This window comes from Flavobacterium bizetiae (assembly GCF_024271895.1).
GTDB lineage: Bacteria > Bacteroidota > Bacteroidia > Flavobacteriales > Flavobacteriaceae > Flavobacterium > Flavobacterium bizetiae.
The window spans coordinates 4,909,475-4,932,940 of sequence record NZ_CP091861.1; the positions used below are offsets into that span (position 1 = coordinate 4,909,475).

The 23,466-nt window shown below is 33.8% G+C and carries 18 protein-coding genes; 6 read left to right on the forward strand and 12 right to left on the reverse strand.

The window, feature by feature from the left end:
• Positions 1-75 precede the first annotated feature (75 nt).
• The 5 genes from L0669_RS20220 to pyrR form a co-directional block, all read right to left on the reverse strand.
• Positions 76-981: a ribonuclease Z gene (locus L0669_RS20220; RefSeq protein WP_263759693.1), complete on the reverse strand. Its 906-nt coding sequence runs from the start codon at positions 979-981 to the stop codon at positions 76-78.
• Between the two features lie 96 nt (positions 982-1,077).
• Positions 1,078-1,410: a ribonuclease Z gene (locus L0669_RS20225; protein ID WP_173969346.1), complete on the reverse strand. Its 333-nt coding sequence runs from the start codon at positions 1,408-1,410 to the stop codon at positions 1,078-1,080.
• Between the two features lie 450 nt (positions 1,411-1,860).
• On the reverse strand, positions 1,861-2,787 hold the full coding sequence (locus L0669_RS20230) for an aspartate carbamoyltransferase catalytic subunit (RefSeq protein ID WP_065449375.1): 927 nt from the start codon (positions 2,785-2,787) through the stop codon (positions 1,861-1,863).
• An 82-nt stretch (positions 2,788-2,869) separates the two neighbouring features.
• On the reverse strand, positions 2,870-3,511 hold the full coding sequence (locus tag L0669_RS20235) for a DUF6891 domain-containing protein (protein ID WP_263759694.1): 642 nt from the start codon (positions 3,509-3,511) through the stop codon (positions 2,870-2,872).
• A gap of 61 nt (positions 3,512-3,572) precedes the next feature.
• On the reverse strand, positions 3,573-4,112 hold the full coding sequence (pyrR, locus tag L0669_RS20240) for a bifunctional pyr operon transcriptional regulator/uracil phosphoribosyltransferase PyrR (RefSeq protein ID WP_173969344.1): 540 nt from the start codon (positions 4,110-4,112) through the stop codon (positions 3,573-3,575).
• Positions 4,113-4,262: 150 nt separating this feature from the next.
• Between pyrR and L0669_RS20245 the strand changes: the two genes are divergently transcribed.
• The 3 genes from L0669_RS20245 (at position 4,263) to L0669_RS20255 (ending at position 6,018) form a co-directional block, all read left to right on the forward strand.
• Positions 4,263-4,736, forward strand: a complete 474-nt coding sequence (locus L0669_RS20245) for a hypothetical protein (RefSeq protein ID WP_263759696.1) — start codon at positions 4,263-4,265, stop codon at positions 4,734-4,736.
• Positions 4,737-5,088: 352 nt separating this feature from the next.
• On the forward strand, positions 5,089-5,496 hold the full coding sequence (locus L0669_RS20250; RefSeq protein ID WP_263759698.1) for a hypothetical protein: 408 nt from the start codon (positions 5,089-5,091) through the stop codon (positions 5,494-5,496).
• Positions 5,497-5,547: 51 nt separating this feature from the next.
• Positions 5,548-6,018, forward strand: coding sequence for a hypothetical protein (locus L0669_RS20255; RefSeq protein ID WP_263759700.1), 471 nt, complete (start codon positions 5,548-5,550; stop codon positions 6,016-6,018).
• A 66-nt stretch (positions 6,019-6,084) separates the two neighbouring features.
• Here the strand turns inward: L0669_RS20255 and L0669_RS20260 are convergent, their stop codons facing one another.
• A complete protein-coding gene (locus L0669_RS20260; RefSeq protein ID WP_263759701.1) occupies positions 6,085-7,290 on the reverse strand; it encodes a DUF418 domain-containing protein in 1,206 nt (401 codons plus the stop codon).
• 320 nt (positions 7,291-7,610) lie between these two features.
• On the opposite strand from L0669_RS20260, the gene L0669_RS20265 reads away from it, so the two are divergent.
• From L0669_RS20265 to L0669_RS20275, 3 genes are all read left to right on the forward strand, one after another.
• On the forward strand, positions 7,611-8,009 hold the full coding sequence (locus tag L0669_RS20265) for a VOC family protein (RefSeq protein ID WP_263759702.1): 399 nt from the start codon (positions 7,611-7,613) through the stop codon (positions 8,007-8,009).
• Between the two features lie 306 nt (positions 8,010-8,315).
• Positions 8,316-9,497, forward strand: a complete 1,182-nt coding sequence (locus L0669_RS20270) for a hypothetical protein (RefSeq protein WP_263759703.1) — start codon at positions 8,316-8,318, stop codon at positions 9,495-9,497.
• 137 nt (positions 9,498-9,634) lie between these two features.
• The gene (locus tag L0669_RS20275) at positions 9,635-9,811 is read left to right on the forward strand and encodes a hypothetical protein (protein WP_173969674.1); all 177 of its coding nucleotides are present in this window, start codon (positions 9,635-9,637) and stop codon (positions 9,809-9,811) included.
• 64 nt (positions 9,812-9,875) lie between these two features.
• Here L0669_RS20275 and L0669_RS20280 read toward each other — a convergent pair whose 3' ends face one another.
• The 6 genes from L0669_RS20280 to nagB form a co-directional block, all read right to left on the reverse strand.
• Complete coding sequence (locus L0669_RS20280) at positions 9,876-11,495, reverse strand: ABC-F family ATP-binding cassette domain-containing protein (RefSeq protein ID WP_173969673.1); 1,620 nt, start codon at positions 11,493-11,495, stop codon at positions 9,876-9,878.
• 303 nt (positions 11,496-11,798) lie between these two features.
• The gene (locus tag L0669_RS20285) at positions 11,799-12,572 is read right to left on the reverse strand and encodes a TlpA family protein disulfide reductase (protein ID WP_263759704.1); all 774 of its coding nucleotides are present in this window, start codon (positions 12,570-12,572) and stop codon (positions 11,799-11,801) included.
• Between the two features lie 436 nt (positions 12,573-13,008).
• Positions 13,009-13,683, reverse strand: coding sequence for a DUF3592 domain-containing protein (locus L0669_RS20290; protein ID WP_263759705.1), 675 nt, complete (start codon positions 13,681-13,683; stop codon positions 13,009-13,011).
• A 267-nt stretch (positions 13,684-13,950) separates the two neighbouring features.
• Positions 13,951-18,699 carry a T9SS-translocated chitinase ChiA gene (gene chiA / locus L0669_RS20295; protein ID WP_263759706.1) on the reverse strand — a complete coding sequence of 1,583 codons (4,749 nt, stop codon included), beginning with the start codon at positions 18,697-18,699 and terminating at the stop codon, positions 13,951-13,953.
• Positions 18,700-19,193: 494 nt separating this feature from the next.
• Positions 19,194-21,260 (reverse strand): beta-N-acetylhexosaminidase, encoded by a 2,067-nt coding sequence (locus L0669_RS20300; protein WP_263759708.1) that lies wholly within the window; start codon positions 21,258-21,260, stop codon positions 19,194-19,196.
• Between the two features lie 157 nt (positions 21,261-21,417).
• Positions 21,418-23,355 carry a glucosamine-6-phosphate deaminase gene (gene nagB / locus L0669_RS20305; protein WP_263759709.1) on the reverse strand — a complete coding sequence of 646 codons (1,938 nt, stop codon included), beginning with the start codon at positions 23,353-23,355 and terminating at the stop codon, positions 21,418-21,420.
• Positions 23,356-23,466: the final 111 nt, after the last annotated feature.

Sequence of the window (23,466 nt, forward strand, 5' to 3'; positions counted from 1 at the left end):
AGATTTTAGATTGAATTATGACGATAAGCAAGTTTACTCATAACTTATAATTCATAACTCATAATTCATAACTTTTTAAAACTCAAAACTTACCCCGTCATCGCCTAAAAGTACGTTCGGGAAAATTTCTTGAGCTTCTTCTTTAAAACGCTGAATGCCATCGTATCTTGTAGAATAATGGCCTAAAACTAAATGTTTTGCATTTGCTTTCAGTGCAATTCGTGCAGCTTCTTTTGCTGTCGAATGTAATGTTTTTAAAGCCAAGGGAGCTTCTGATTCCAAAAAGGTTGATTCGTGATACAATACATCAACGTTTTCGATTATCGGAATAATATTTTCGTTGTAAACAGTATCAGAGCAAAAAGCATAACTCAACGCCGGAATCGGATCAAAAGATAATTTTTCATTTTCGATTACAGTTCCATCATCCAGAGTCACATCTCCTCCACCTTTTATTTTTTGATAATAAGCAGTATGAATATCGTATTGCTGAACAGCATCTACATTTAATTTTCTGTCTCCCGGTTTTTCCTGAAACAAAAATCCGTTGGTATATACGCGATGTTTTAGCGGAATCGTTTTTACAATAACCCGGTTATCTTCAAAAATTACTTCACTTTCTTTCGATTCTAATTCATGAAAGAAAAGATCATAAGTCGTCCAGGAATTGGATAATTTTAATTGTAAAGTAATAATTTCCTTTACCCCTTTTGGTCCGTAAATATGCAAATCGGCTGTACGGCCTAAAAGCGCAAAAGTCGAAATAGTTCCTATTAGTCCAAAAAAGTGATCTCCGTGTAAATGCGAAATAAAAATGTGATTAATCTTTGAGAATTTAATCTTGTTTTTACGCAATTGTACCTGAGTTCCTTCGCCACAATCGATTAAAAACAGTCTGTTTTTAATTTCTAAAACCTGCGAAGTTGGGTTGGTAATTGTTCTGGGAGTTGCGGCATAACAGCCGAGAATGGTTAATTTCATTTTTAATTTTAGATTTTAGATTGCAGATTTTAGATTGGATTAAAACATTTTAGATTTAGTACAAAAATCTAATATCTAAAATCAGAAATCTAAAATTTAAAACCCAAGGTCTCTTTCTATTTCTTCCATTTCGATAATATCGTGTGCTTCTAAAAGGGAAGGAACAACAGTCAATTTATCAGAAATAGCATTAAAGTCAAGATCAGATACTACAATTACAAACGATTTTTTGGCCTTTTTTTGCTGTTTTGCAAGTGGTAAAAAAAGTTTCAGCTCTTTTTCAGACAAATCTGAATCTGCTGTTAAATCGATAATAATATTCTGTTTTTCAAAGGTTTTAAATTGTTGCGTTACTTTCTCCAGAAAAGCATTAAAATCTCCCTGTGTATTTTTAATTGTAACGGTATGTCCTTTTTGATCTACTTTCATCTTCTAATTTATAGGCTCTGTTGCGAGAGCTAAGGTACGATTTTTTTGGTTTTCAGTCGCAGTCACAGTAAAAACAGTTTTAACTTTGTGTGATTTTAAATTTTAAATTACAGCAACAAAAAAATATTTTCAAATACTAATCGTCATTAAAAACGGAGACTTTAAATAAAAAATTTAATGAATTTAAGACATCTATAAACAATTTACCGTAAAGGCCGCTAAGATTTTTAACCAATATTTAGGTAGAGAAAACACAAAGTTCGCAAAGCTGCTTCAATAAATCTTTATAATAAAATTAATTTCAGGTTTCAGGTTGTTCAGACTGAGCGAAGTCGAAGCCTATTCCAATTGATGCGCCCTTCGACTTCGCTCAGGGTGACAACCATTTCAAAACTGCAACCGTCACTGAAAACTGAGACTGAGACTGAGACTGAGACTGTAAACTAAAATCTACTGAATCTTAGAAGCCAATAAATAAATCACCGCCATTCTAATCGCTACACCATTTTCCACCTGATTTAAAATCACTGAATGATCAGAATCTGCCACTTCAGAAGTAATCTCTACTCCTCTGTTGATTGGTCCCGGGTGCATGATAACGATTTCTTTATTTAGAGAATCTAATAAAGGTTTGTCTACTCCGTATTGTTGTGCGTACTCACGTGTTGATGGGAAAAAGTTCACATCCATACGTTCGTTTTGTACACGAAGCATATTCGCTACATCGCACCATTCTAATGCTTTACGCAAATTAGGTTCTACAGTAACTCCTAATGATTCGATATATCTTGGAATCAGTGTTTTTGGTCCGCAAACTTTTACTTCGGCGCCTTGCATTTGCAAAGCATATATGTTGGATAAGGCCACTCTCGAATGCAGAATATCACCTACGATTACTACTTTTTTTCCGGCTACATCTCCCAATTTTTCTCTGATCGAATAACTGTCTAACAAAGCCTGAGTAGGATGTTCGTGCGCACCGTCTCCGGCGTTTACGATACTGGCTTTGACATTTTTGGATAAAAAATAAGCCGCTCCGGGATTGGAGTGGCGCATTACAACCATGTCTACTTTCATGGAAAGGATATTATTTACAGTATCAATCAGGGTTTCTCCTTTTTTAACCGAAGACTGAGCTGCTGAAAAACTGATAACATCAGCAGATAATCTTTTTTGAGCCAATTCGAACGAAAGTTTTGTTCTGGTACTATTTTCGAAGAAAATATTGGCAATGGTAATATCTCGTAATGAAGGAACTTTTTTAATGGGTCTGTTAATGACTTCTTTAAAATGATCGGCAGTTTCAAAAATCAGGTTAATATCATTCTCGTTGATATATTTTATTCCTAATAAATGATTTACGCTTAATTCTTTCATTTTTATTTCTTTAATATTTATTTGTCAAATTCATGAATTTCTGAAACATTCAGTCTTTCAATGCTTCTAAAAAAGAAGTTGCTTATTGAAGCATTCTGTCTACAACTTCACTGTAATCCTGGAGATCTCTCGCATCTTCATCAAAAATCTTCTGCCATCTAAAGCCCGGAATTTCGATCTTCGTTTTTGCAGAGCCATTCCATTTTATTTTAAAATCGTTGTTTATTAAAACCTCAGCTACTACTTTCCCTACTTCTATTGTCGTTGCCTCATCAGAATTATCGACTTTCTGAAAAGCGATAAACAAACTCGAATCTTCCAGAGCAATGGCTCTCGCTAAATCCTGTTCGTGATAAAAACAATAACCATCAGATTCTACTTCGTTTTCCTGAAGTTCTCTTTCCACTTCCACTACTTCATATTCACCATCTGTTGTAGTGTAACCTGCTTTGTGAAGTGCAATGATATTTTCACCTGCTAATTCATCAAACGCTTTTATTAGCCTTTCAGTATCTGTTGGGCTTTTCCATTGTTTACTTTCTGAAAGTAACTTTTGGTATTCTTCTCTTATTTTATCAAAAGCCCACTCTTCAGAGATTTCGTCTTCGAATTCGTTGTCTTCGATTTCTTCTATGATATTCTCCTGAATCTCATCAACAGAAAGAAATCCCATTCTGATCTGATTAAAAATCGATTCATAAATAAACGTTTCATTCTCTGTCATAACTTTGTATTGTTTATTCGTTTATTTGTTTGATTGTTTAATCGTTTTTTCTTCAATTAAACTAATTCGTTATCAGGTAAACGGCATCTTCACCTTCATTCTCTTTCCAGCTTACTTTTACTTTTTCGTCGTTTATAGCATCAACCTGACGACCACGATAATCGGGCTGAATAGGTAAATTACGGCTAAAACGTCTGTCGATTAAGACTAACAATTCAATTTCTGAAGGTCGCCCAAAAGACTGAATTGCCGTCAAGGCAGAACGAATGCTTCGTCCGGTAAACAAAACGTCATCAATAAAAATGACTTTCTTGTTTTCGACTATAAAATTTATTTGTGTTTTATTGGCTTCCAGCGGTTTATCAGTACGACGAAAATCATCTCTAAAAAAAGTGATGTCAAGATATCCCAAAGAAATTTCGGGTACTTTGTATTCGTTTTCTAATATTTGTTTTAAACGTTCAGCTAAAAAAACGCCTCTTGGCTGAATTCCCACTAAAATAGTATCGGAGAAATCAAGGTGTTTTTCGATCAACTGACAAGCCAAACGATGGAGTATGATAGTAACTTCTTTTGAATTAAGTAATACTTTTTGGCTCATAATTAAGTATAATGTTTGGTTGGGCAAATATACGAAATCAGATTTTATTTGTTGGGGTGTTGAGAAGGGAAATATTTTTTTTATTGATTTCGTAATCCATTATAGATAAAATTATATTTTAGCAAAGCCAACATTTCTTAAAATAAAAAAATGCTTAATTCAGCCAAATACTTTATACTACTTTTAATCTTAATTACTTCATGCAAAGAGTCAAATTCTACAAATGAAAAATCAGGATCAACATCCAAAATTGATTATAATATTGCTTTAGAATTTATAAATGAATATAACAAAGAATTTTTTAATCCGACATCAACAAGTATAGATTGGCTTTCTAAAAACAAATACGCCAGTCAAAATTTAATAAAAAGCTATAAACAATTACAGGACGAAGCAGAGGCTGCAGATCCTGAACTAGGACTCGATTTTGACCCAATTCTAAGTGGTCAGGATTCAGATGAAGAAGGTTTTGAAATTAAAAAAATAGATTCAATAAACAATTATGTAACAGTGCGTGGAAAATCACTTCCAGATTTTGAAATAATTATAAAACTAATAGAGAATGATGGCAAGACTTTGGTTGACGGTTCAGGGGTGTTAAATATTCCAAAATCTAAATATTAATTGTTCTAAAATCATTATTAATGAATAATACCTTTCTAATTTTTATCCCGCTCTGCGAAGTCTCATGATTTCGTAGCGACTACAATAGAACAAAAAGAAAAACAAAAGAATATTGGAACGGGTACGAAGTCAGGAGACTTCGCACAGCATGAGCAAATATACGAAATCAGAATTTATTTGTAGGGGTGTTGGGAAGGGAAATATTTTTTTTTGGATTTGGATGGGAATTTTCATTTAGAAATACCTTTTTTTGAAAATCCTTTATTTTGTTCCAAGAAATAAAATTACTTTTAAAACTTCATTTACAAAAATTATATTTTAGAGTATTGTAAAATAAATCTAACCAAAAGTTATGGAAAACATTCAGAATCTATTAAAACCAAAAGTTAAAGAATTTGATATTAATTTTTCTAACAAATCAAATCCTGAAATATTCAATATAAATTATGATTTATGGACTTTAAAAATAACATTGTCTTTTAATGATCATCCAAGCCCTGTATATATTATTTTTAAAAATGTAATTGGTTTTAGAGTTTTAGATGAAGGTAATCTTTTAGAGTTTTGGGATTCTAACGTACGAGTTCCTGGTTGGATATGGAAAATTGAAAGTGGAGGTTGGTTTGAACTTGAAAAATTACGATCTGGTTTTTTAGTACAAAATCATTCCATTAGCCATAATGAATATTTAATTTCAGGCATAAATGATTGCGTTAGCGTAATTTCTGAATCGGAACCAATAATAATTGATATTGAATAAAATAGATCTTACAAAAAATCTTTCTCTACCCACAAAACGAATAAATCTTACATGACAAACGCTTTTAGACAATTAAAATATCTAAAAATCACTGGAGGAATTATTTGGCTTTTAGAACTTATTCATGGAAAGGATTATTTAGCTCCAAAATTAAATCATTTAAGAACTTTACAACTTGGAACTGTTGGACGTGAAGTTGCGGAAATGCTTGACAATAAAAAGTATAGATTGATTCCGAAATTTGAAAATCATGATCTAAAACACATCATTTTAGATTATGAAATGACAATGAAAGATGAAATCAGAATGCAAGCTTATCTTATAGGGAATGGCAATCTTACTTTTCCTTGCTTAATATTCTTTTCTCTAGGTGTATTTTATCCCGTTATATGGAAAGATTTATTAAAAGAATATCAAACAGGAAAAGCATCAAAATCAATTCATTTTCTAACTTTAGATAATTGTAGGGAATTGCAATTGAAAGATATAAAAAGTGAGTATGGCAGAAAAATCAACTATTAAAAACATAAAAACAGCACGAGAAATAATTTCCGTGCTGTTTTTTTTATCATTCAATCCAATTAAATTTTATATAATCACAGGCTTTTTCTCTTTCTTAAAAGAGATCCAGGTTGCTTTGTGCCAGATATATTCTAATGGTCCTTGTTTATGTGTTTTTAGCCACCAGGTACAAAATCCTAGTTGCAATAAAAACAGCGTAATACCAATTAATAAACTAAAAGTTGCGCCGGTATATTGATAAAGTCCTAAACCAAAACGATAGTAAATAAACGATCCTAAAATAGATTGAGTAAAATAACTTGTCAGACTCATTTTCCCGAAAGGAATCAGTTTTGACAATACTTTATTTACGGCTTCTTTTTGATACAACAATACAAAAGAACTTACCAAAATAACCATAAAGGCAACATTCGACCAGGAAGTAAAAATTACCAATAAACTATTTTGCAAATCTTTATTGGCTACAATTTCCGGGATAAAGCTCTTAAATGTAAAAAGCGGAATGAATAACAGAATTGCAAATAATAAGGCTTTTTTCCAAAAGGCAAAACTGGCCGGAGAAGAAACAAAAAGTTGTTTTCGACCTACAACCAATCCGAACATGAATAAAGCGGGAGCCTGAAAAAATCTTCCGTTTTCCCAAGACCAAAATACCGATGCCCATCTGCCTACTGACACATTCCCTACTACATGATCTACAAACGAATTTCCGTTAAAATACAATTGCATATTCGCATAATATGCATTTGAAATATTAGCAGGTATAACATAATCAGGATTAAAAAGAATATTAAAGAAATTAAACCATTCCATAGGCAAAGCCAATAAAAAAGTAGCAATTATCAATACATAACTTGTTTTTAAATTACGAACCGGAATTAATATTAAACCAAAAACGGCGTAAATCATTAATATATCACCTGAAAAAAACATGGTATTGATGAGTCCGAAAACAAATAATATAGCAAGCCTCCAAATAAATCTTCCCGTAAAATCATTTCCTTTTTTAGCCTGATTGTCATTTTGGATAAAAAAGCTAAATCCAAAAAGAAGAGAAAAAATAGCATACGATTTTCCGGCAAAAAGAAAGAACAAGGTTTCCCAAATTATTTTATCTAATACTTTGATGGGTTCTGGTAAATATTCCGGAAAATAATAAAAATCGAAATGTTCTAAATTATGAAGTAACATGATGGCCATTATAGCCAAACCACGCAATGCATCTACCACCTCTATACGAGGTGCTTTTAAATTAAAAGTATTTTCTGACATAGTTATTTTAAGGTTTAATTTGATAGTTATACTCTCAAATATAATTTTATTTGATGAAAATTAACAATCGAAATTCTCAATTATAAAGTATTTAAAACGCTAATTTTCAATTATTATCAGATAAATTCAGCAAACGTTATTAATCAAATAATAAGCTGTTATCAGTAAATTGCTAAATCATTTATTTTATATATTTTTGAGGGTTTGTAGTACATTTAACCCTTTATTAAATTATTTGAATGGATAAAATCTCATTAGAATAAGTGTTTAAAAAACAATTTTTTAATATTTTTCACCAATCAATTTTAAAACCAAACAAAATGAAAGTAAAAGTCATAGGAATTCCTGTTCAGGATCAGGAAAAGGCATTACAATTTTATACTAAAAAATTGGGTTTTATAAAAAAACATGATGTGCCATTAGGCGAAAATAACAGATGGTTAACGGTAGTTTCTAAAGAGGAACCTGACGGAGTTGAAATTTTGTTAGAACCATCACCGAATCATTTTGAGCCATCAAAAACATATCAAAAGGCATTGTTTGAAGCCGCAATTCCGTACACGCAATTTAACGTTGATGATCTTCAGGAAGAATATGAAAGGTTAATTCAGTTGGACGTTGAATTTAGCATGAAACCAACTGAAATGGGAAATGTAAAAATTGCGATTTTAGATGATACATGCGGGAATAAAATTCAGTTGATTGAAATGGTATCCTAATTTCTATTCATCATTATAATAGTCCCAGCGGGACGTTATATTTATAACAGAGTTTTAGATTATTTAAAGAACCCCAACGAGGTGATGTATAGTAATTAAATGTCGCTCCGCTGGAGCTTTATCGGGTTCTAAAACTTTAATTTGCTATAAATATTATGCTCCGCTGGAGCATTTCTAACTAAGAATTAATTTATTTTTTAAAACTATAATGATAAAACAATTAAAAAAAGGCGAGAGATCTGAAATGGTAAAAGATTTTAGCCGTGATTTGTTTCTTGTCAATCTTCACAAAAAATATTCAATAAAATGAAAGAATACAAAATAGCTAAAGGCTGGGCCATTTTTATATACATTTTAGCTGCATTGTTTATTACGCCTTTCGTGTTTGTTTTATTTTTGCCCTTAATGCCTGGAATGGAAAATGAAGTAACTCCTGATTTATATTGGTTTTTAGCTCTAATGTCAATCGCTATAATTTCAATAGTGGTTATTGCAGTAATCGATACTTATAAAGGGAAATTTGTAATCGATAAAAACAGAATATTTTCGGTTGGTGCTTTCTCAACAAAGGAATTAATGCTGAATGAAATTAAAGGATATAGAGTAACGGATAAATTCCTTTTTATCGAATCAAAAGATGAGAATAAAAAACGAATAAAAATAAGTACCTATTTCGCCCATACAAACGGAATTAAAGAATGGTTATCTACTAATTATTCTGATCTCGACGTACTGCAGGCCAAGATAGAAAAAGAAGAAATATTAAAAAATCAGGAATTTGGAATCAATACTCAAGAAAGGGAAGCGAATTTGGCAAAAGCTTTTCGAACTTCTAAAATCTTAAATTGGGCTGGCGGATTAATTGCAGGCTGGACTTTATTTTTTCCAACTCCTTATGAATATGCCATTCTTGCATCGATCGCATTTCCAATTATTTGTCTGATAATTTTAAAATATTACAAAGGATTAATTAGAGTAGATGAACAAAAAGCCAAAACATATCCTACCATTTTCTGGGCTATTTTTTCCTCTTCAATAGGACTTTCCCTAAGAGCTTTATTAGATTTTCATATTTATGATTATTCAAAACTATGGCTTCCGTCAATTGTTATTCTCTTAGCGTATTTAACTGTTTTATATAGTGGAAATAAAGAATTTACAAAAAATAATTTTAAAGCCAATTTCACAATTTTAGGACTGGCCATTTTTATATATGCCTATAGTTACGGCGCAGTTGTAACCTTAAATTGTGTATACGATAAGTCAGAACCTACATTATACAACGCCAGTGTTTTAAGTAAGCGCGTTACTACTGGCAAGACAACAACCTATTATATTCAGTTAACACCTTGGGGAACTGAGAAAGAAAATAAAGAAGTTTCTGTTCCAAAAGATTTATATGACAGATTAGAGTATAACGAAAAAGTAACTATTTATTTTAAGAAAGGCCGATTCGAAATTCCCTGGTTTAAGGTAACAGAAAATTAAGCAATTAAGTCACAGCGCAAAATCATAGAACTTTTGAACCAAATTATATAACACATTTTTTTGTGGTTTGAAGTAATTTTAATCTACGATAATTAGAATAGTAGATTCTTTTTAAAACAACTAAAAACAGCAAAATCATGCAAAAGAACATTACACGTTTGTTAATGGTATTCGTAATACTATTTTCATTTACAAGTTGCGAAGTTATTGGAGACATTTTTAAAGCCGGAATGGGATTCGGGATCTTTATTGTAATTTTTATTGTTGCAATAATCATCTTTATATTCGCTAAACTTTTTGGTGGTAAAAAATAAGACATAAAAAAATCCCGTTCACTTTATGATGAACGGGATTTCTTTTTATCTAAAAGCTATGTTTTTATTTAGCGTACATTTTTGTTCTTAATTCCTGAACTTTTTCGTCGTCAAGATATTCATCAAACGTCATGTAACGATCGATTGCTCCGTTTGGTGTAAGCTCTACTACTCTATTACCAACAGTTTGTGCAAACTCGTGGTCATGCGTTGTGAAAATTACAGATCCTTTGAAGTTTTTTAATGAGTTATTGAAAGCTGTAATAGACTCCAAATCTAAGTGATTTGTTGGTTCGTCAAGCATTAAGATATTAGCACGTTCCATCATCATTCTAGAAAGCATACAACGTACTTTTTCTCCTCCTGATAATACACGGCTTGTTTTTAAAGCTTCTTCTCCCGAGAAAATCATTTTCCCTAAGAATCCTCTAATAAATACTTCGTCACGCTCTTCTTCTGTTTTTGCGTATTGACGTAACCAATCTACTAATGTTAAATCGTTCTCGAAGAATGAATGGTTTTCAGCAGGTAAATAAGCCTGATTCGTTGTAATTCCCCAATCGAAAGTTCCTGCATCTGCTTTTTGCTGATTGTTTAAGATTTCGTAGAATGCTGTTGTAGCACGTGAATCTTTAGAGAAAAGAACGATTTTATCGCCTTTTGCCATATTTAAATCAACACCTTTAAACAAAAGATCTCCATCTATAGATGCGGCTAAACCTTCTACATTCAAAATCTGATCTCCCGCTTCACGATCCTGATCAAAGATAATCGCTGGATAACGACGGCTAGATGGTTTGATTTCAGAGATATTTAATTTAGAAATCATTTTTTTACGAGATGTTGCTTGTTTCGACTTTGCAACGTTCGCGCTAAAACGACGAATAAATTCTTCTAATTCCTGTTTCTTCTCTTCAGCTTTTTTGTTTTGCTGAGCACGTTGTTTTGCTGCCAATTGGCTAGACTCGTACCAGAAAGTATAGTTTCCTGAATAATGATTGATTTTTCCAAAATCGATATCAGAAATATGTGTACAAACGGCATCTAAAAAGTGACGGTCGTGAGATACAACGATTACGGTGTTTTCGTAGTTTGCTAAGAAATTTTCTAACCAGGCGATCGTTTCAAAATCCAGGTCGTTGGTAGGCTCATCCATAATAAGCAAATCAGGGTTTCCAAAAAGTGCTTGTGCCAAAAGGACACGTACTTTTATTTTTCCCTCTAGATCTCCCATTAATGTATAATGATGCTCTTCTGTAATTCCTAAGTTAGACAACATCGATGCGGCATCAGAATCTGCATTCCATCCGTTCATTTCTTCAAACTGAACCTGAAGTTCACCAATTCTGTCTGCGTTTTTGTCGTTGTAGTCTAAATAAAGTTCATCCATTTCTTTTTTAACAGCATACAAAACTTTATTTCCCATCAAAACAGTTTCCAAAACCGTATGCTCATCGAACATGTTGTGATTTTGGTTTAAAACCGACATACGTTTTCCTGGTTCTAAATGGATATGACCAGAAGTTGGATCGATGTCGCCCGAAATGATTTTTAGAAAAGTAGATTTTCCAGCACCATTGGCTCCAATAACTCCATAAATATTTCCGTGTGTGAATGTGGTATTTACTTCGTCAAACAAAATTCGTTTGCCAAATTGAACTGATAAATTATTGACTGTTAACATGAATGTCTTTTTAATTAATTTGGTGCAAAAGTAGTAAAAAAGGTTCAGAGTTGCAAAGGTGCTAAGGGACTAAGTTTTTTTACATAAACAATCATTTCTCTCGCAAAGACGCAGAGGCGAGAAGAAAACATATTTTGTGTGAAAATTTTCTACCATATAAGTTATATAAGTTCATTTAAACGAAACTTACTAACCTCAAAAGACGAAAAACTTTGTGTCTTTGCTGCCGATAACTATCTGTATTGCGTGCAAATTTCACTAAACTTATAATATCTTATATCACTTATATGGTTTAAAAACAAACTACAATTTGCTTTCTTTCTCCAACGCTACTTCTAAACTTTCGAAATTAGGTAACACTTTTGCAATCATTCCTTCTTTGTTTAAAATAAAATGTGTTGGGAATGAATTGAGTTGCAAAGCTTCGTTCATATATTCCTTCATATTTGGAATAACCGAATATGCCAAAGGTTTTCTGGCTAAGAATGCTTTTAACTGTTCTGGTGAATCTTCGGCGAGACTTATGAAGAGGATATCTTGTCGGTCTTTATACTCTTCTGTTAGTTTATTTACTTGTGGAAATTCTCTTATGCATGGCGTGCAATGGATATACCAACATTTTATCACAATGATTTTTCCTTTCATTGATTCGTTGGTTACGAGATTTCCGTTTAAATCTTTAAATGAAAATGAAGGAAAAGCAGATCCTTCCATCTTGTAGTTTTTTAGGGCGTCAAAACCTATCTGATTTATGGTGGCTTTTATGCTGGTATCTGATTTGGGCTGAATTTTGAATAGTTTATAATAATAAACTGCATCGTCTGATTTTAATTGGATTGGGATGTAGTTTCCGTTTGCCAATTGGTCCAGAAATGATTCTTTTGAAATTTCTTTTGAATTTGAATCTAATGATACAAAATCTCTGGAAAGCATTATTTTTTTGCTTTGATAGGCTGACCAATCTGTGTATGTTTTTTGAATTTGAACGGGATCGACTTCAGGGTTTCCGAATTTATTTTGGGCGAAGGAAAAAGTGAAAAATAAAAATGTGATTATAATGGTGATGGATTTCTTCATGAAGTTTTTATGCAATTATTCTAAAGTCAAAAGTACTTAAAATAGTTTTTAATTTGGGTTTAATTGTGGAGAAATGGTACGCGGATGACACGGATTCGCTATCGCGAAAACGCGGATTTTTTTTATTTTGTCTTTTGGAAATAAGGAAAAATGGCACGCGGATGACGCGGATTCGCTTCGCGAAAACGCAGATTTTTACGGATTTTATTTGCTTTTTTGTCAGGCTGAGCGGAGTCGAAGCCCACATTCTAATTGGTAGGCCTTCGACTGCGCTCAGCCTGAAAAGCGAGACTTGAATATTCATATCTTTATTATGAAACCGAATGTCCTAGCCCTGATAGAAGTGGAAATCCTTTTTCTGGCTTCTTTAGCCAGGAAAAGATTGGAACGGATAGCAGGAAATAGCTCCTAAAAAAATCATTCTCCTTTTAGTTCATTATTTAACAGGTAAAAAAGAAATATCCATGGTATATTTTTTGGTATTATTTGGATCAATCAACACCTTAATTTCATCAGTTTTTATAAATTCTGTTGGATCGAACCAGATATCGTCGCTTTCAAAAAAAAGGATTTTGTTGGTTTTTGGGTCGAGCCATTCTGTGCAGATAAAATAAGGATTGCTATCATTGAATGATACGCCTAAATCGACCTGAACATCGATAAATTTTGTGGTAATACTTTTACCGCCTTGCTGTAAAAAATCTGTTTTCTTTTGTTTGGAACGATCAGATCGAAAAAACGAGAAACCTGTAAAAAAGAAAACTGCGCCTATAAATCCTAAAACAGTTACTCCTAAATACAGAATATAAAAATCATTGATTCTAGCATTATTGGGATTCGCGGGATCGTACAAAACTTCAACACTTTCGCCTTCGGTGAAGCCTGATGGATTATTACCTGTATGAGATGAAAATTTAATTTGCTTACCTTCTGTAGTGACAAAAGACACAAGAGTTCTATCATTTGCTGAGCTTCTTAAAACTTTACCTGATGCAAGCTTTGCTTTTTCTGTAAAAACTCTGTCTTTCTGATAAATGTAAAAGGCTTGTACCCATATCACTACACCCATAATACAGAAAATATATTTTAAACTAGAAAAGCTGTTTTTCATATTTTTGGAAGAATTAAATTTGAATGCAAAATACTGCTAAAAAAAAATTACAACTATTATAGATTCAGTTTTTTATTAGTATAAAAACAAAAAAAACCTGGCAACATAATTGCCAGGTTCATAATGCGCTACTTGAGGTAAAAACCAAATAACAAATTACCTCAATTCGCACATTTTTCGAAATAAAAACTGGATTAAAAAATAAATAACCAAACTCAATTTTAACCGTCCTAATTTTTTTATTTCTAATTTTTTATTCTTTTAATTCTAATTTAAAAAGTTCATTACTTTCAGTGATTTTTTGTTTCCTGCTCTGTCTGTTACTATAACTACAAATATTTGTTTTGTTGAAAAGCTATAATTTTGAAGCAGTACTTCTTTGTTATTCTGAATGTTTCTATGACTTATTAATAATTGCCCGATGGTATTGAAAACATCTACCTGAGCGATATCCTGATCATCATTCGTAACTGATAATGCATCGTTTTTGAAATAAGCAACTGTGGCATTATTTGCTTCGATAGGAGCTACTGACAATTGTTTTGCTGTTGATTGCGAAGCAAAATAAGCGGCGTAGGCTTTAGACAATTCAGATGAATTACCACAAGAAGAGGCATCCCAGTTTACAGACCAGGTCATTAAACCTCTTAAAGAAGGATATGGTCCGCCTGGCTGCATAGTGTATGTTCTTCCTGCAAATGTGGTTCCGGTTCTTAAATAATTCATAGCACTAATTCCTTCTGCCGGTGTTAAATAACCACTACCTGCGGCGCTTGGACAAGCTGGTAATGCAATAAGAACTTTTGAAGCCGGTAAACCATCAAAATGCATTCCTGTTGTACCAATGTTATATCCTTTTATCACCATATCGGTTAGGGCTGTTACCATGTTTGCTTTCTTGGCTGTACCATAATATTGACCATCTAATCCGTTTTCTCCTCCTGTATTATACAATTGTACAGCTAACAAATCTAATTCGTTACGAAGGTTTTGAATGATTGGAAGGAAGGAACCAAAAGTATCTGTATAGGTAGAATATCCTCCTTGTACGTATTGTGTTTCAGGAGCTGCAGTTAATAAAAATCCAGGGCCATAATATGCTTTTAATTCTTTGAAAGCATCTACTACGTTTTTTAATCTTGGATAAGCAGAAATACCCGCATACGAGATATCTCTTAAACCTCCTGCATTAAAATTCATCGATCCACCTTCAAAATCAATATCAACTCCATCAAATTGATACTCGTCAATAATTGCTTTTAGACCGTTAACAAAAATATTTTTTTGAGTTACATTGTCTAAAACAACATGACCATTTTGACCTCCGATAGAAACAATAACAGGAACGCCGCTATCTCTTAAGGATTTTATATCATTTTTCAACAATTGTTTATTGAAAACTCCATTGGTCAAGTATCTGGTGTCATTTGTAGTTAATACTGGTGTATAACCATCGCGATTAACGGTTTCTACGAAAGAATAATCGACTACGTTAAATTTACTTCCTACCATTTGAGAGAAATATAAAAACGGAGCGCCAGTATTTTCCCAAGAATGTGCGTATCCTAAAATAATTTTAGAAGGAAGCGGGATAAATCTATTAGTTCCTACCGGAGCAATTTTAATGGTATTGTTTAATGTAGTTACACCAGATTGATTATCGGTTGCTTTGATTACAACTGGATAATCCTGATAAGCAGTTGGCGTAAAATTATATGTATAAGTATTGTTTGTACCTGCGGTCATGTTAAATGTACCTCCATTTATGGTGATTGTAACACCTGAAATCGATCCGTTACTATCAACAGCTGTAACTGAAATTGGCACAACCTGGAAAGAATTCTGATATACAGTAGTATTCGATGGAGAACTCCAAGTAATTACAGGTAATGAATTAGGGCAGTTTGCACCTGAACAACTTAATGTAAAACTATACGTTTTTGAATCTGTTGTTCCGTTTGATGCAGTAGCTGTAACGGTTAACGTATGAGACAGTCCAAACTGATTTGCTGCTGGTGTCCAAACCGCTGTATAAGTTCCTGAAGAATTGGTAGCACTCAAGGTTTGTCCATCTAAACTAAATACAACAGATGAGATTGTAGTGGCATCAGCAGCACTTAATCCAACACTTGCAACAAAATTAATCGCTGATCCTAAATTTATAGCTATCGCCGAAGCTGTTGGCGCTGTAATGTTAACCACTGGTTTAGTCGCAACCACCGCTTGTCTATTAAAATCATAAACCGTTGGAGCTGTTGGCATTGCAAAGTTGGCTAAGTTATTTGGATAATAAGTCACATCACTGTTTTCCCAACCATTTAATTTTAAACTTAAAACCTGTGTATAACCTGCTACAACTGAATTATCAAAAGCATAATTTCCTGATGCATCTGTTGTGGCAATAACACTTTTCCAGTTATGAGTATTATCTGTCCAAGGCACCACTAATTCTACTTTTGCTCCTGCAACCGGGGTTGTTCCGTTTTTTACTGAACCACTAATTAGGTTGGTAACAGCCAATGCTGCTACTTTTGCTGTAGAACCGGTACTAAAGTTATAAATTGTTGGGTTTGCCGGAACTGGGAAATTTGCCAGATTATTTGGTAAATAAACCACTTCTCCGTTTTCCCAGGTATTTAGTTTTAAGCTGGTAATTGTTGTATATCCTGCTACAACGGCATTATCAAAACTATATTTACCTTGTGCATCTGTTACGGCGATAACGCTTTTCCATGGATGTGTATTATCTGTCCAAGGTAAAACGATTTCTACTTTTGCACCCGAAACAAAATTGGCTCCGTTTTTAACGGTTCCGCTAATTTTATTTGTTGGAGTTACGACAACATCCTGAGTAAGGTTTAATGTTTTATTGGCATTCAAATTAGAATAAACTGTTGATGCCGGAGTAAACGTTTGCCCTGTTAAAGCTGCCGTTATCGTATAATTTCCTCCTGAAGGTAAACTTAGCGAATAAGTTCCGCTTGCGTTTGTAACTGCTACATAACTTCCTCCTGTAAAAGAAGCTGTAACGTTTACACCAGAAACTGGAGTTGTATTGCTTAAAACAGTTCCGCTTACTGTATAATTAACGATTGGTGCACCCTGAACAAAATTCAAGGTTTTGTTAGCATCAATTGCATTATAAACTGTAGAAGCCGGTGTATATGAGAATCCTGATTTTGCAGCTGTAACTGTAAAATTAAGTCCTGCTGTTAAACCTGCAACGCTATATACTCCGCTTGCATTTGAAACTGCAGTTAAAACTGTTGTTCCTGATGTAGCCGAAACTGTTACGCCAGAAACTGGAGTTGTTCCGTCAAGAACTGTTCCACCAACGGTATAAGTCGGTTGAGATCCGTTTATGATTACAGCGGTTTGATTTACTGTAACATTATTTAACGTTACCGGAACAAAAGTATAAGACGCTTTTAAAGCCGTAAGTGTATAATTTTGTCCAGAAGTCAGGTTATTGAATGTGAAATTTCCACCAGTAGAAACCACTGTTTGCAATACTACATTGCTTGCATTACGCAATTCTACGGTAACATCCGGAACTAAAGCTGCTCCGTTTTTTACAGAACCTGCAATACTTACTGTTCCCGGAACTACGCTTCCAAATGAAGTATCAACCTGAGTTAACAATGAATTAGGAACAGAACCTCTGGTGTCCTGAGATAATTCCCAAACCATACCTCCGGCAAGATTTTTCGATTTAATATACTGCACTTTTAAATCCATAGATTGTTTATCTTCATAAGAGATAAACTGTTTTAAAGTGGCATTGTATAAATAAGGAACTTTTGTTGTGTTATCAAAATAACGTACCCATCCTGCTGAAGCTGCACTTGGAGTCACTAACATTGTATTTGGATCTAAGTACGCATGAGAATTCGTTACCGGATTCCCTACTAAATCGCAAATTTCGATACTTCCTGAACGTTCGCATGCTCCTGCTCCATCCCAGGTTCCGATAGGATTTTGTGGGTTGGTACATCCCGGAACTATATCTCTTGGAGCTGAAACGAATAATCCCGGTAAATTAGGATTGGTTCCGTTATTGGCTACATGATCAAATTTCTTTCCGTAGAAAGGTAATCCCATGATTAATTTATTGGCAGGAAAACCAACAACATTTAGATATTGATTCGTTAATTCGTCTAATGATTCTGATTGTGCCGCACCATACAACGGATCGTTTGTGTTTCCGCTTGCGTATAAAGGGGCATTGTAGCATGTTTTATCATACCAATTTCCGCCAAAATCATAGCCAAAATAGGTGATGTAATCACAATAAGTCGAAATGTCTTCTGTCATTCCGTATTGTGTTCTGTTGTTTGGCCCTAAGTATTGTTTGGATACATTTCGAACATTGTTTCCGGCAGCAATTGTAACTAGTTTGTTTGGCATTGCCTGACGCATTGCTTTCAATAAATAAACTAAATTTTTGTTGTCGTCCGGGCTGTATTTTTGCGGAGGAATTGGTGCTCCGTTAATTACTTCAGTACCATCTGTTCCTCCGGAAAGAGGATATTCCCAATCGATGTCGAAACCATCAATAAAAGGATATTTGGTAATAAAGTTTGCCATATCCGCAGCCAACGCGGCTCTTGCAACAGGACTTGCTGCAATTGGAGAAAGATCCTGACCTTTAGTCCATCCTCCAACAGAAATTAAAACTTTCAAATGCGGGTACTTTTGCTTAAGCTTCATTAAGTCATAAAAGTTACCTTTGACCGGAGCATCCCAAGGGATTCCGCCTTCCATATGCTCAAAATCAGCATAACTATCCAAACATAATAGTTTGGTATTCTCCGGATGGGCAGGATCAAAAGTTGTCCCATAAAAAGAATAATTCAAATGCGTCAATTTACTTCCGTCGATCTTGGGGATATTAAAATCCCTGGCATAGATAGACCATTGCGCATAATACCCTACTACCTTTTTTCCGTGAGCTGGTTGGGCTAACGCGAGTAAGGGAAACAGTAACAAAAAAAGCAATCTGTAATAATGTTTCATAATTAAGTTAATATTGGTTAATAGAAAAAAAATAAATATTCCAATTACAGTTCGTTGTGCGCCAAAAAGCGGCACATAAAAAACAATAACCGGGTTTCAATAAATTGCAAATAGAAAACATTGCAACTCAGTGGAATTAATTCATATTACTTCTAAAAATAAATACTACTATTACCGATTTTCCATAATCATTAGTGATAGCACTGATTGATATTTATTTAAATCAAAAAAAAAATTAGGTTAGCAAATGATAAATTTGGGGTTCATCAATTTTAATACTTACTTGTTTGTCATGTTTCTGCTTTATTCTGTTTTATTTGGTTTTAAATGTTAATAATTCTTATTTGGTTACTATACTTTTTATTTGATTTAATGCCTTTGATCTAGTTGCTTTTACCATATTTACCTCTACCAGAAATGTCTGGTAGAGATAAATAAATTACTAAATAATCATGGTAACAAAACTTACTAAATACTAACTCAAACCAAACTCTTTAAATTAATTTTTTAAGACTTGCATATACTGATAACTCAACATCTGCGTGATCTTTTGAATTACATTGCTCGATTAGACTTTTTAAATCATCTGCTTTTAGAGTTGATTTATTATCTAATACCAGCAACAATTCCTGCGATGCATCTGTCAGTTTTTTAGACAAAGGCAAAATTGGCTGTACCAAAGGTGCATTGGCACTCAAAGCAACTAACTCTTTGTTTAATGCGATCCATTTATTAAAAAATGCGGCTACTTTCGCTTTATTTTCCGGTGTTTTATTTGCCAGATATTGCGCTACTGCGTCATCAAAAGCTAAAGAATCTTTGGCATCCGGACCACAGGCATCTGCAAAAAGTGTAAACGGAGAATACATTTGATATTCTGTTCCGCCTTTATTACGTGTATATCCTTTTAATGGCTCACAAACATTCGAAAATTCATATAGCGATGCAATATTTTGATCGTTGGTGATGTTTCTTAAAATCACATCTTTATTGCGAATGTGTGTTATTCCTAATTCTTCTAATCTAAAAGAAACTACATCCAGACGTTTGCGCATATTGGCTACATCTGTAATATCTTCTGCTGACCAAAGTCTTTCTGCAATTGCAGCTGTTCTTGGCCAAAGTCTTGAATCGATTGTTGTAGGTGTTACAAGTTCTGTCCACATTGTAGCTTCTCCTCCTAGTATTCTTGCTTTTTCTTCGGCAGTAAGATTTGCTCCTTTTGGCATTGGGTCATTCAGGTAATGACTTGCAATTGGGTACATTAAATCGATATAATATCCGTTTGATAAAACTGTTTTATATCCTTTTTTTACTGCATCAACCAATGACTGACCTGCAATAACGCCTTCGTTAGGACCTCTCCACGAGTGAATAATAGCATCTTTTGACATGTTTTTTGTCAAAATTTCTTCCCATCCCATTAATTGTTTGCCATGTTTTTTAAGCATTGGCACTAATTGCATGGTAAAATAAGTTTGCAATTCATGATTGTTTGCTAACTTGTTTTTCTTCATAAATTCCTGAATCTTTGGGTTTGCATCCCAGTCTTTACCTTCGTTTTCATCTCCCCCGATATGAAAATAAGCGCCTGGGAATAATGGACAAACCTCATCAAAAATTTCACTTAATAATTGATATGTTTTAGGATTTGAAGGATCTAATGTTGGTGAAAAAATACCCGCATTTCTTTCAATTCCATAGGTAGCGATTGCTGTACCCTGAATATTTTTTTCAGAAGTTCCACCTGTCAGTGTAATTACTTTGCTTCCTATTTCCGGGTAAGCCGTAAGTATTGCAGATCCGTGACCTGGAACATCTATTTCCGGAACTACCAAAATACCGCGCTCATCAGCGTATTTTACGATATTTTTAATTTCCTCTTGTGTGTAATACATTCCATCTGAAGCTACATCAATTAGCTTGCGATGTTTTTTCATTTCGATTCTCCATCCCTGATCGTCTACTAAATGCCAGTGAAAAACATTCATTTTCATGGCAGCCAATGCATCGATATTTCTTTTGATCACATCAACCGGCTGAAAATGTCTCGAAACATCGATCATTAAACCTCTCCAGGTAAATCTTGGGAAATCTGAAATTTTAGAGCTCGGAAAATAAAATGAGTTGTTATTGTTCTGCAACATTTGTAATAACGTTTCAAGACCATGTAATACTCCTAAATCGTTGGTTGCGTTTATTGTAATCTGGTTTTGTTTGATATCTAAATGATAACTTTCGTCTTCGTACAATCCAATTTTTCCGCTTTTAGTACAATTGATTTGTAGTGAAGCGTTAGGAACTTCATTTAATTTCGTAATAAAACCCTGTTCGAAAAATATACCGGTTCTACCATCTAAGCGACGTAAAAAACGAGTTACTCCACTAAAAATTCGAGGATTAGGGTTTCCGGTAATGTTTACTTTAAAATTTTTATTTAAAGCAAAATTTCCGTCGTTTAAAACAACACTCTGAGGCCAGGGCATAAGATTTAGCTGCTCTTTTTTGATTTGAGCACTAGAAGTTACACCTGCTAATAGTAGGACTAATAAATATTTCATTTTTTACTGTTTTTGAAAAGATGTTATCCGCAGATAACAGTATTAAATAAATAAGAAACAAGACTCAGAATGATCTCTTTGAATCCTCACTTTCCTTATGAGATCAATCTGAATTTTGTAATGTGATCCGCTCTCACCCGAATCTTAAATTGTTATTCTAGTAATCAAAACGCTTAAAGGCTTCGATTGCTTCGTATTCTGCCAATCCTAAATCATCGTATAGAATTGCGGTATTTTTGTTACGGTCTTCGGCTCTCACCCAGAATTCTCGAGAATCATTTCCTTGAAACATTACCCTGTCTTTTTGAGACTGATGGTATAAAATCGCATGACGTTTAAGTAGTACTTCTGATGGAGAAAGCGGAACGGCCATATCAATTTCATGAATGTCCCATTCGTGCCACGCTCCTCTGTACAACCACAACCAGCAATCATCCATGTACTTTTCTGGTTTTAATTCTTTCATAGCGGCAAAAATCGCGTTCAGACAAACTTCGTGTGTTCCGTGTGGATCTGCCAAATCTCCTGCTGCAAAAACCTGATGTGGTTTTATTTTGGCAATGATATCTTTTACAATCGCAATATCTTCAGCGCCTAACGGATTTTTCTTTACCTGTCCTGTTTCGTAAAACGGAAGATCTAAAAAGTGTGTGTTTTCATCTTTTAGACCAATGTATCTTGTGGCTGCGTAAGATTCTCTTCTTCTGATTAATCCTTTTAATTTTCGAACTTCAAGAGAATCGATTTCGTTTTCTGATTTATGGTTTAAAAATTCAATTACTGATTTGAAGTTGATGCCCGCACCTGCTTCACCAATGAAATCTTTGGCAACCTCAGCAAATTTCAAAGCTTCGTCGTCTGTAACAGCTATATTTCCGGAGGTTTGATATACAACATGTACATCATGACCTTGTTTTATCAATTTTGAAAAAGTTCCTCCCATAGAAATCACATCATCATCAGGATGTGGACTAAAAAGAATCACTCGTTTTTTTGCCGGATTGGCTCTTTCCGGACGATGAGAATCGTCGGTATTGGGTTTTCCACCCGGCCATCCTGTGATGGTATGCTGCAATACATTGAACATATTGATGTTCAAATCATAAGCAGAACCTTCTTGTGCCAAAAGATCAGACATTCCGTTATTGTTGTAATCACGGTCTGTTAATTTTAATATCGCTTGTTTTGTTTTTTGACACAACCAAACAATCGCTTTGCTTTTTAATTCTTGTGTCCAGATGCATTCTCCAACCAACCAAGGTGTTTTGAAACGGGTTAATTCAGATGCTGCAGACTGGTCTAATACGAAAGTCGCATTAGCATGGTTTTGTAAAAATGTAGCCGGAACTTCTGAACTGATATCTCCTTGAATAGTTCTCTTGATGATATCGGCTTTGTTTTGGCCCCAAGCCATAAGTACGATTCTCTTTGATCTCAAAATAGTAGAAACTCCCATCGTGATCGCTCTTTTAGGAACGTTATCGATACCATTAAAATCTGATGAAGCATCGACTCTTGTAATATGATCCAGTGTAATAATTCTGGTTCCTGAATTGACGTGTGATCCCGGTTCGTTGAAACCCACGTGACCTGTACGACCAATTCCTAATAATTGAAAATCTAGTCCACCGGCGTTTTTAATATTCATTTCGTAGTCAATACAATACTGATTTAATTCATCAATATGTACCGTTCCATCCGGAATATTAACATTGTCAGGATTGATGTCAATATGATTAAAAAGATGCTGGTGCATGAAATAATGATAGCTTTGATTGTTCTCTTTGCTCATTGGATAATATTCATCCAGATTGAAAGTGATTACATTGCTAAAGCTCAAGCCTTCTTCTTTGTGCATTCTCACTAATTCTTCATAAACTTTTATAGGAGAAGAACCTGTTGCTAAACCCAATACACAAGATTTTCCTTTTTCTTGTTTAGATCTAATTAATTGCGCAATTTCCTGCGCCACAATTACAGAAGCTTCAGCTGAATTTTTGAAGATTTCATTGTGAATTTTCTCAAATCGAGTTTCTTCAAATTTCCCCGCACTTTTATAACTGATATCAGGTTTTATTTCTAAAGCACTTTTCATTTCTTTTTCTTTTTTTTCTATTTACAATTTTGGTTTATGAAATGGCATAAGCAACTCGCATTGCTTATACCATTTACCAACCAAACTTAAATTCTTATAGTTCTTTGATAT

Excerpts from the sequence above, each read along its gene's own strand:
- L0669_RS20260 (WP_263759701.1), bottom strand. The coding sequence starts at position 7,290 with ATGTCAGAAAATACTTTTAATTTAAAAGCACCTCGTATAGAGGTGGTA.
- L0669_RS20235 (WP_263759694.1), bottom strand. The coding sequence starts at position 3,511 with ATGACAGAGAATGAAACGTTTATTTATGAATCGATTTTTAATCAGATC.
- pyrR (WP_173969344.1), bottom strand. The coding sequence starts at position 4,112 with ATGAGCCAAAAAGTATTACTTAATTCAAAAGAAGTTACTATCATACTC.
- L0669_RS20245 (WP_263759696.1), top strand. The coding sequence starts at position 4,263 with ATGCTTAATTCAGCCAAATACTTTATACTACTTTTAATCTTAATTACT.
- nagB (WP_263759709.1), bottom strand. The coding sequence starts at position 23,355 with ATGAAAAGTGCTTTAGAAATAAAACCTGATATCAGTTATAAAAGTGCG.
- L0669_RS20285 (WP_263759704.1), bottom strand. The coding sequence starts at position 12,572 with ATGAAGAAATCCATCACCATTATAATCACATTTTTATTTTTCACTTTT.
- L0669_RS20290 (WP_263759705.1), bottom strand. The coding sequence starts at position 13,683 with ATGAAAAACAGCTTTTCTAGTTTAAAATATATTTTCTGTATTATGGGT.
- L0669_RS20255 (WP_263759700.1), top strand. The coding sequence starts at position 5,548 with ATGACAAACGCTTTTAGACAATTAAAATATCTAAAAATCACTGGAGGA.
- L0669_RS20300 (WP_263759708.1), bottom strand. The coding sequence starts at position 21,260 with ATGAAATATTTATTAGTCCTACTATTAGCAGGTGTAACTTCTAGTGCT.
- L0669_RS20280 (WP_173969673.1), bottom strand. The coding sequence starts at position 11,495 with ATGTTAACAGTCAATAATTTATCAGTTCAATTTGGCAAACGAATTTTG.
- L0669_RS20250 (WP_263759698.1), top strand. The coding sequence starts at position 5,089 with ATGGAAAACATTCAGAATCTATTAAAACCAAAAGTTAAAGAATTTGAT.
- L0669_RS20230 (WP_065449375.1), bottom strand. The coding sequence starts at position 2,787 with ATGAAAGAATTAAGCGTAAATCATTTATTAGGAATAAAATATATCAAC.
- L0669_RS20220 (WP_263759693.1), bottom strand. The coding sequence starts at position 981 with ATGAAATTAACCATTCTCGGCTGTTATGCCGCAACTCCCAGAACAATT.
- chiA (WP_263759706.1), bottom strand. The coding sequence starts at position 18,699 with ATGAAACATTATTACAGATTGCTTTTTTTGTTACTGTTTCCCTTACTC.
- L0669_RS20225 (WP_173969346.1), bottom strand. The coding sequence starts at position 1,410 with ATGAAAGTAGATCAAAAAGGACATACCGTTACAATTAAAAATACACAG.
- L0669_RS20275 (WP_173969674.1), top strand. The coding sequence starts at position 9,635 with ATGCAAAAGAACATTACACGTTTGTTAATGGTATTCGTAATACTATTT.
- L0669_RS20270 (WP_263759703.1), top strand. The coding sequence starts at position 8,316 with ATGAAAGAATACAAAATAGCTAAAGGCTGGGCCATTTTTATATACATT.
- L0669_RS20265 (WP_263759702.1), top strand. The coding sequence starts at position 7,611 with ATGAAAGTAAAAGTCATAGGAATTCCTGTTCAGGATCAGGAAAAGGCA.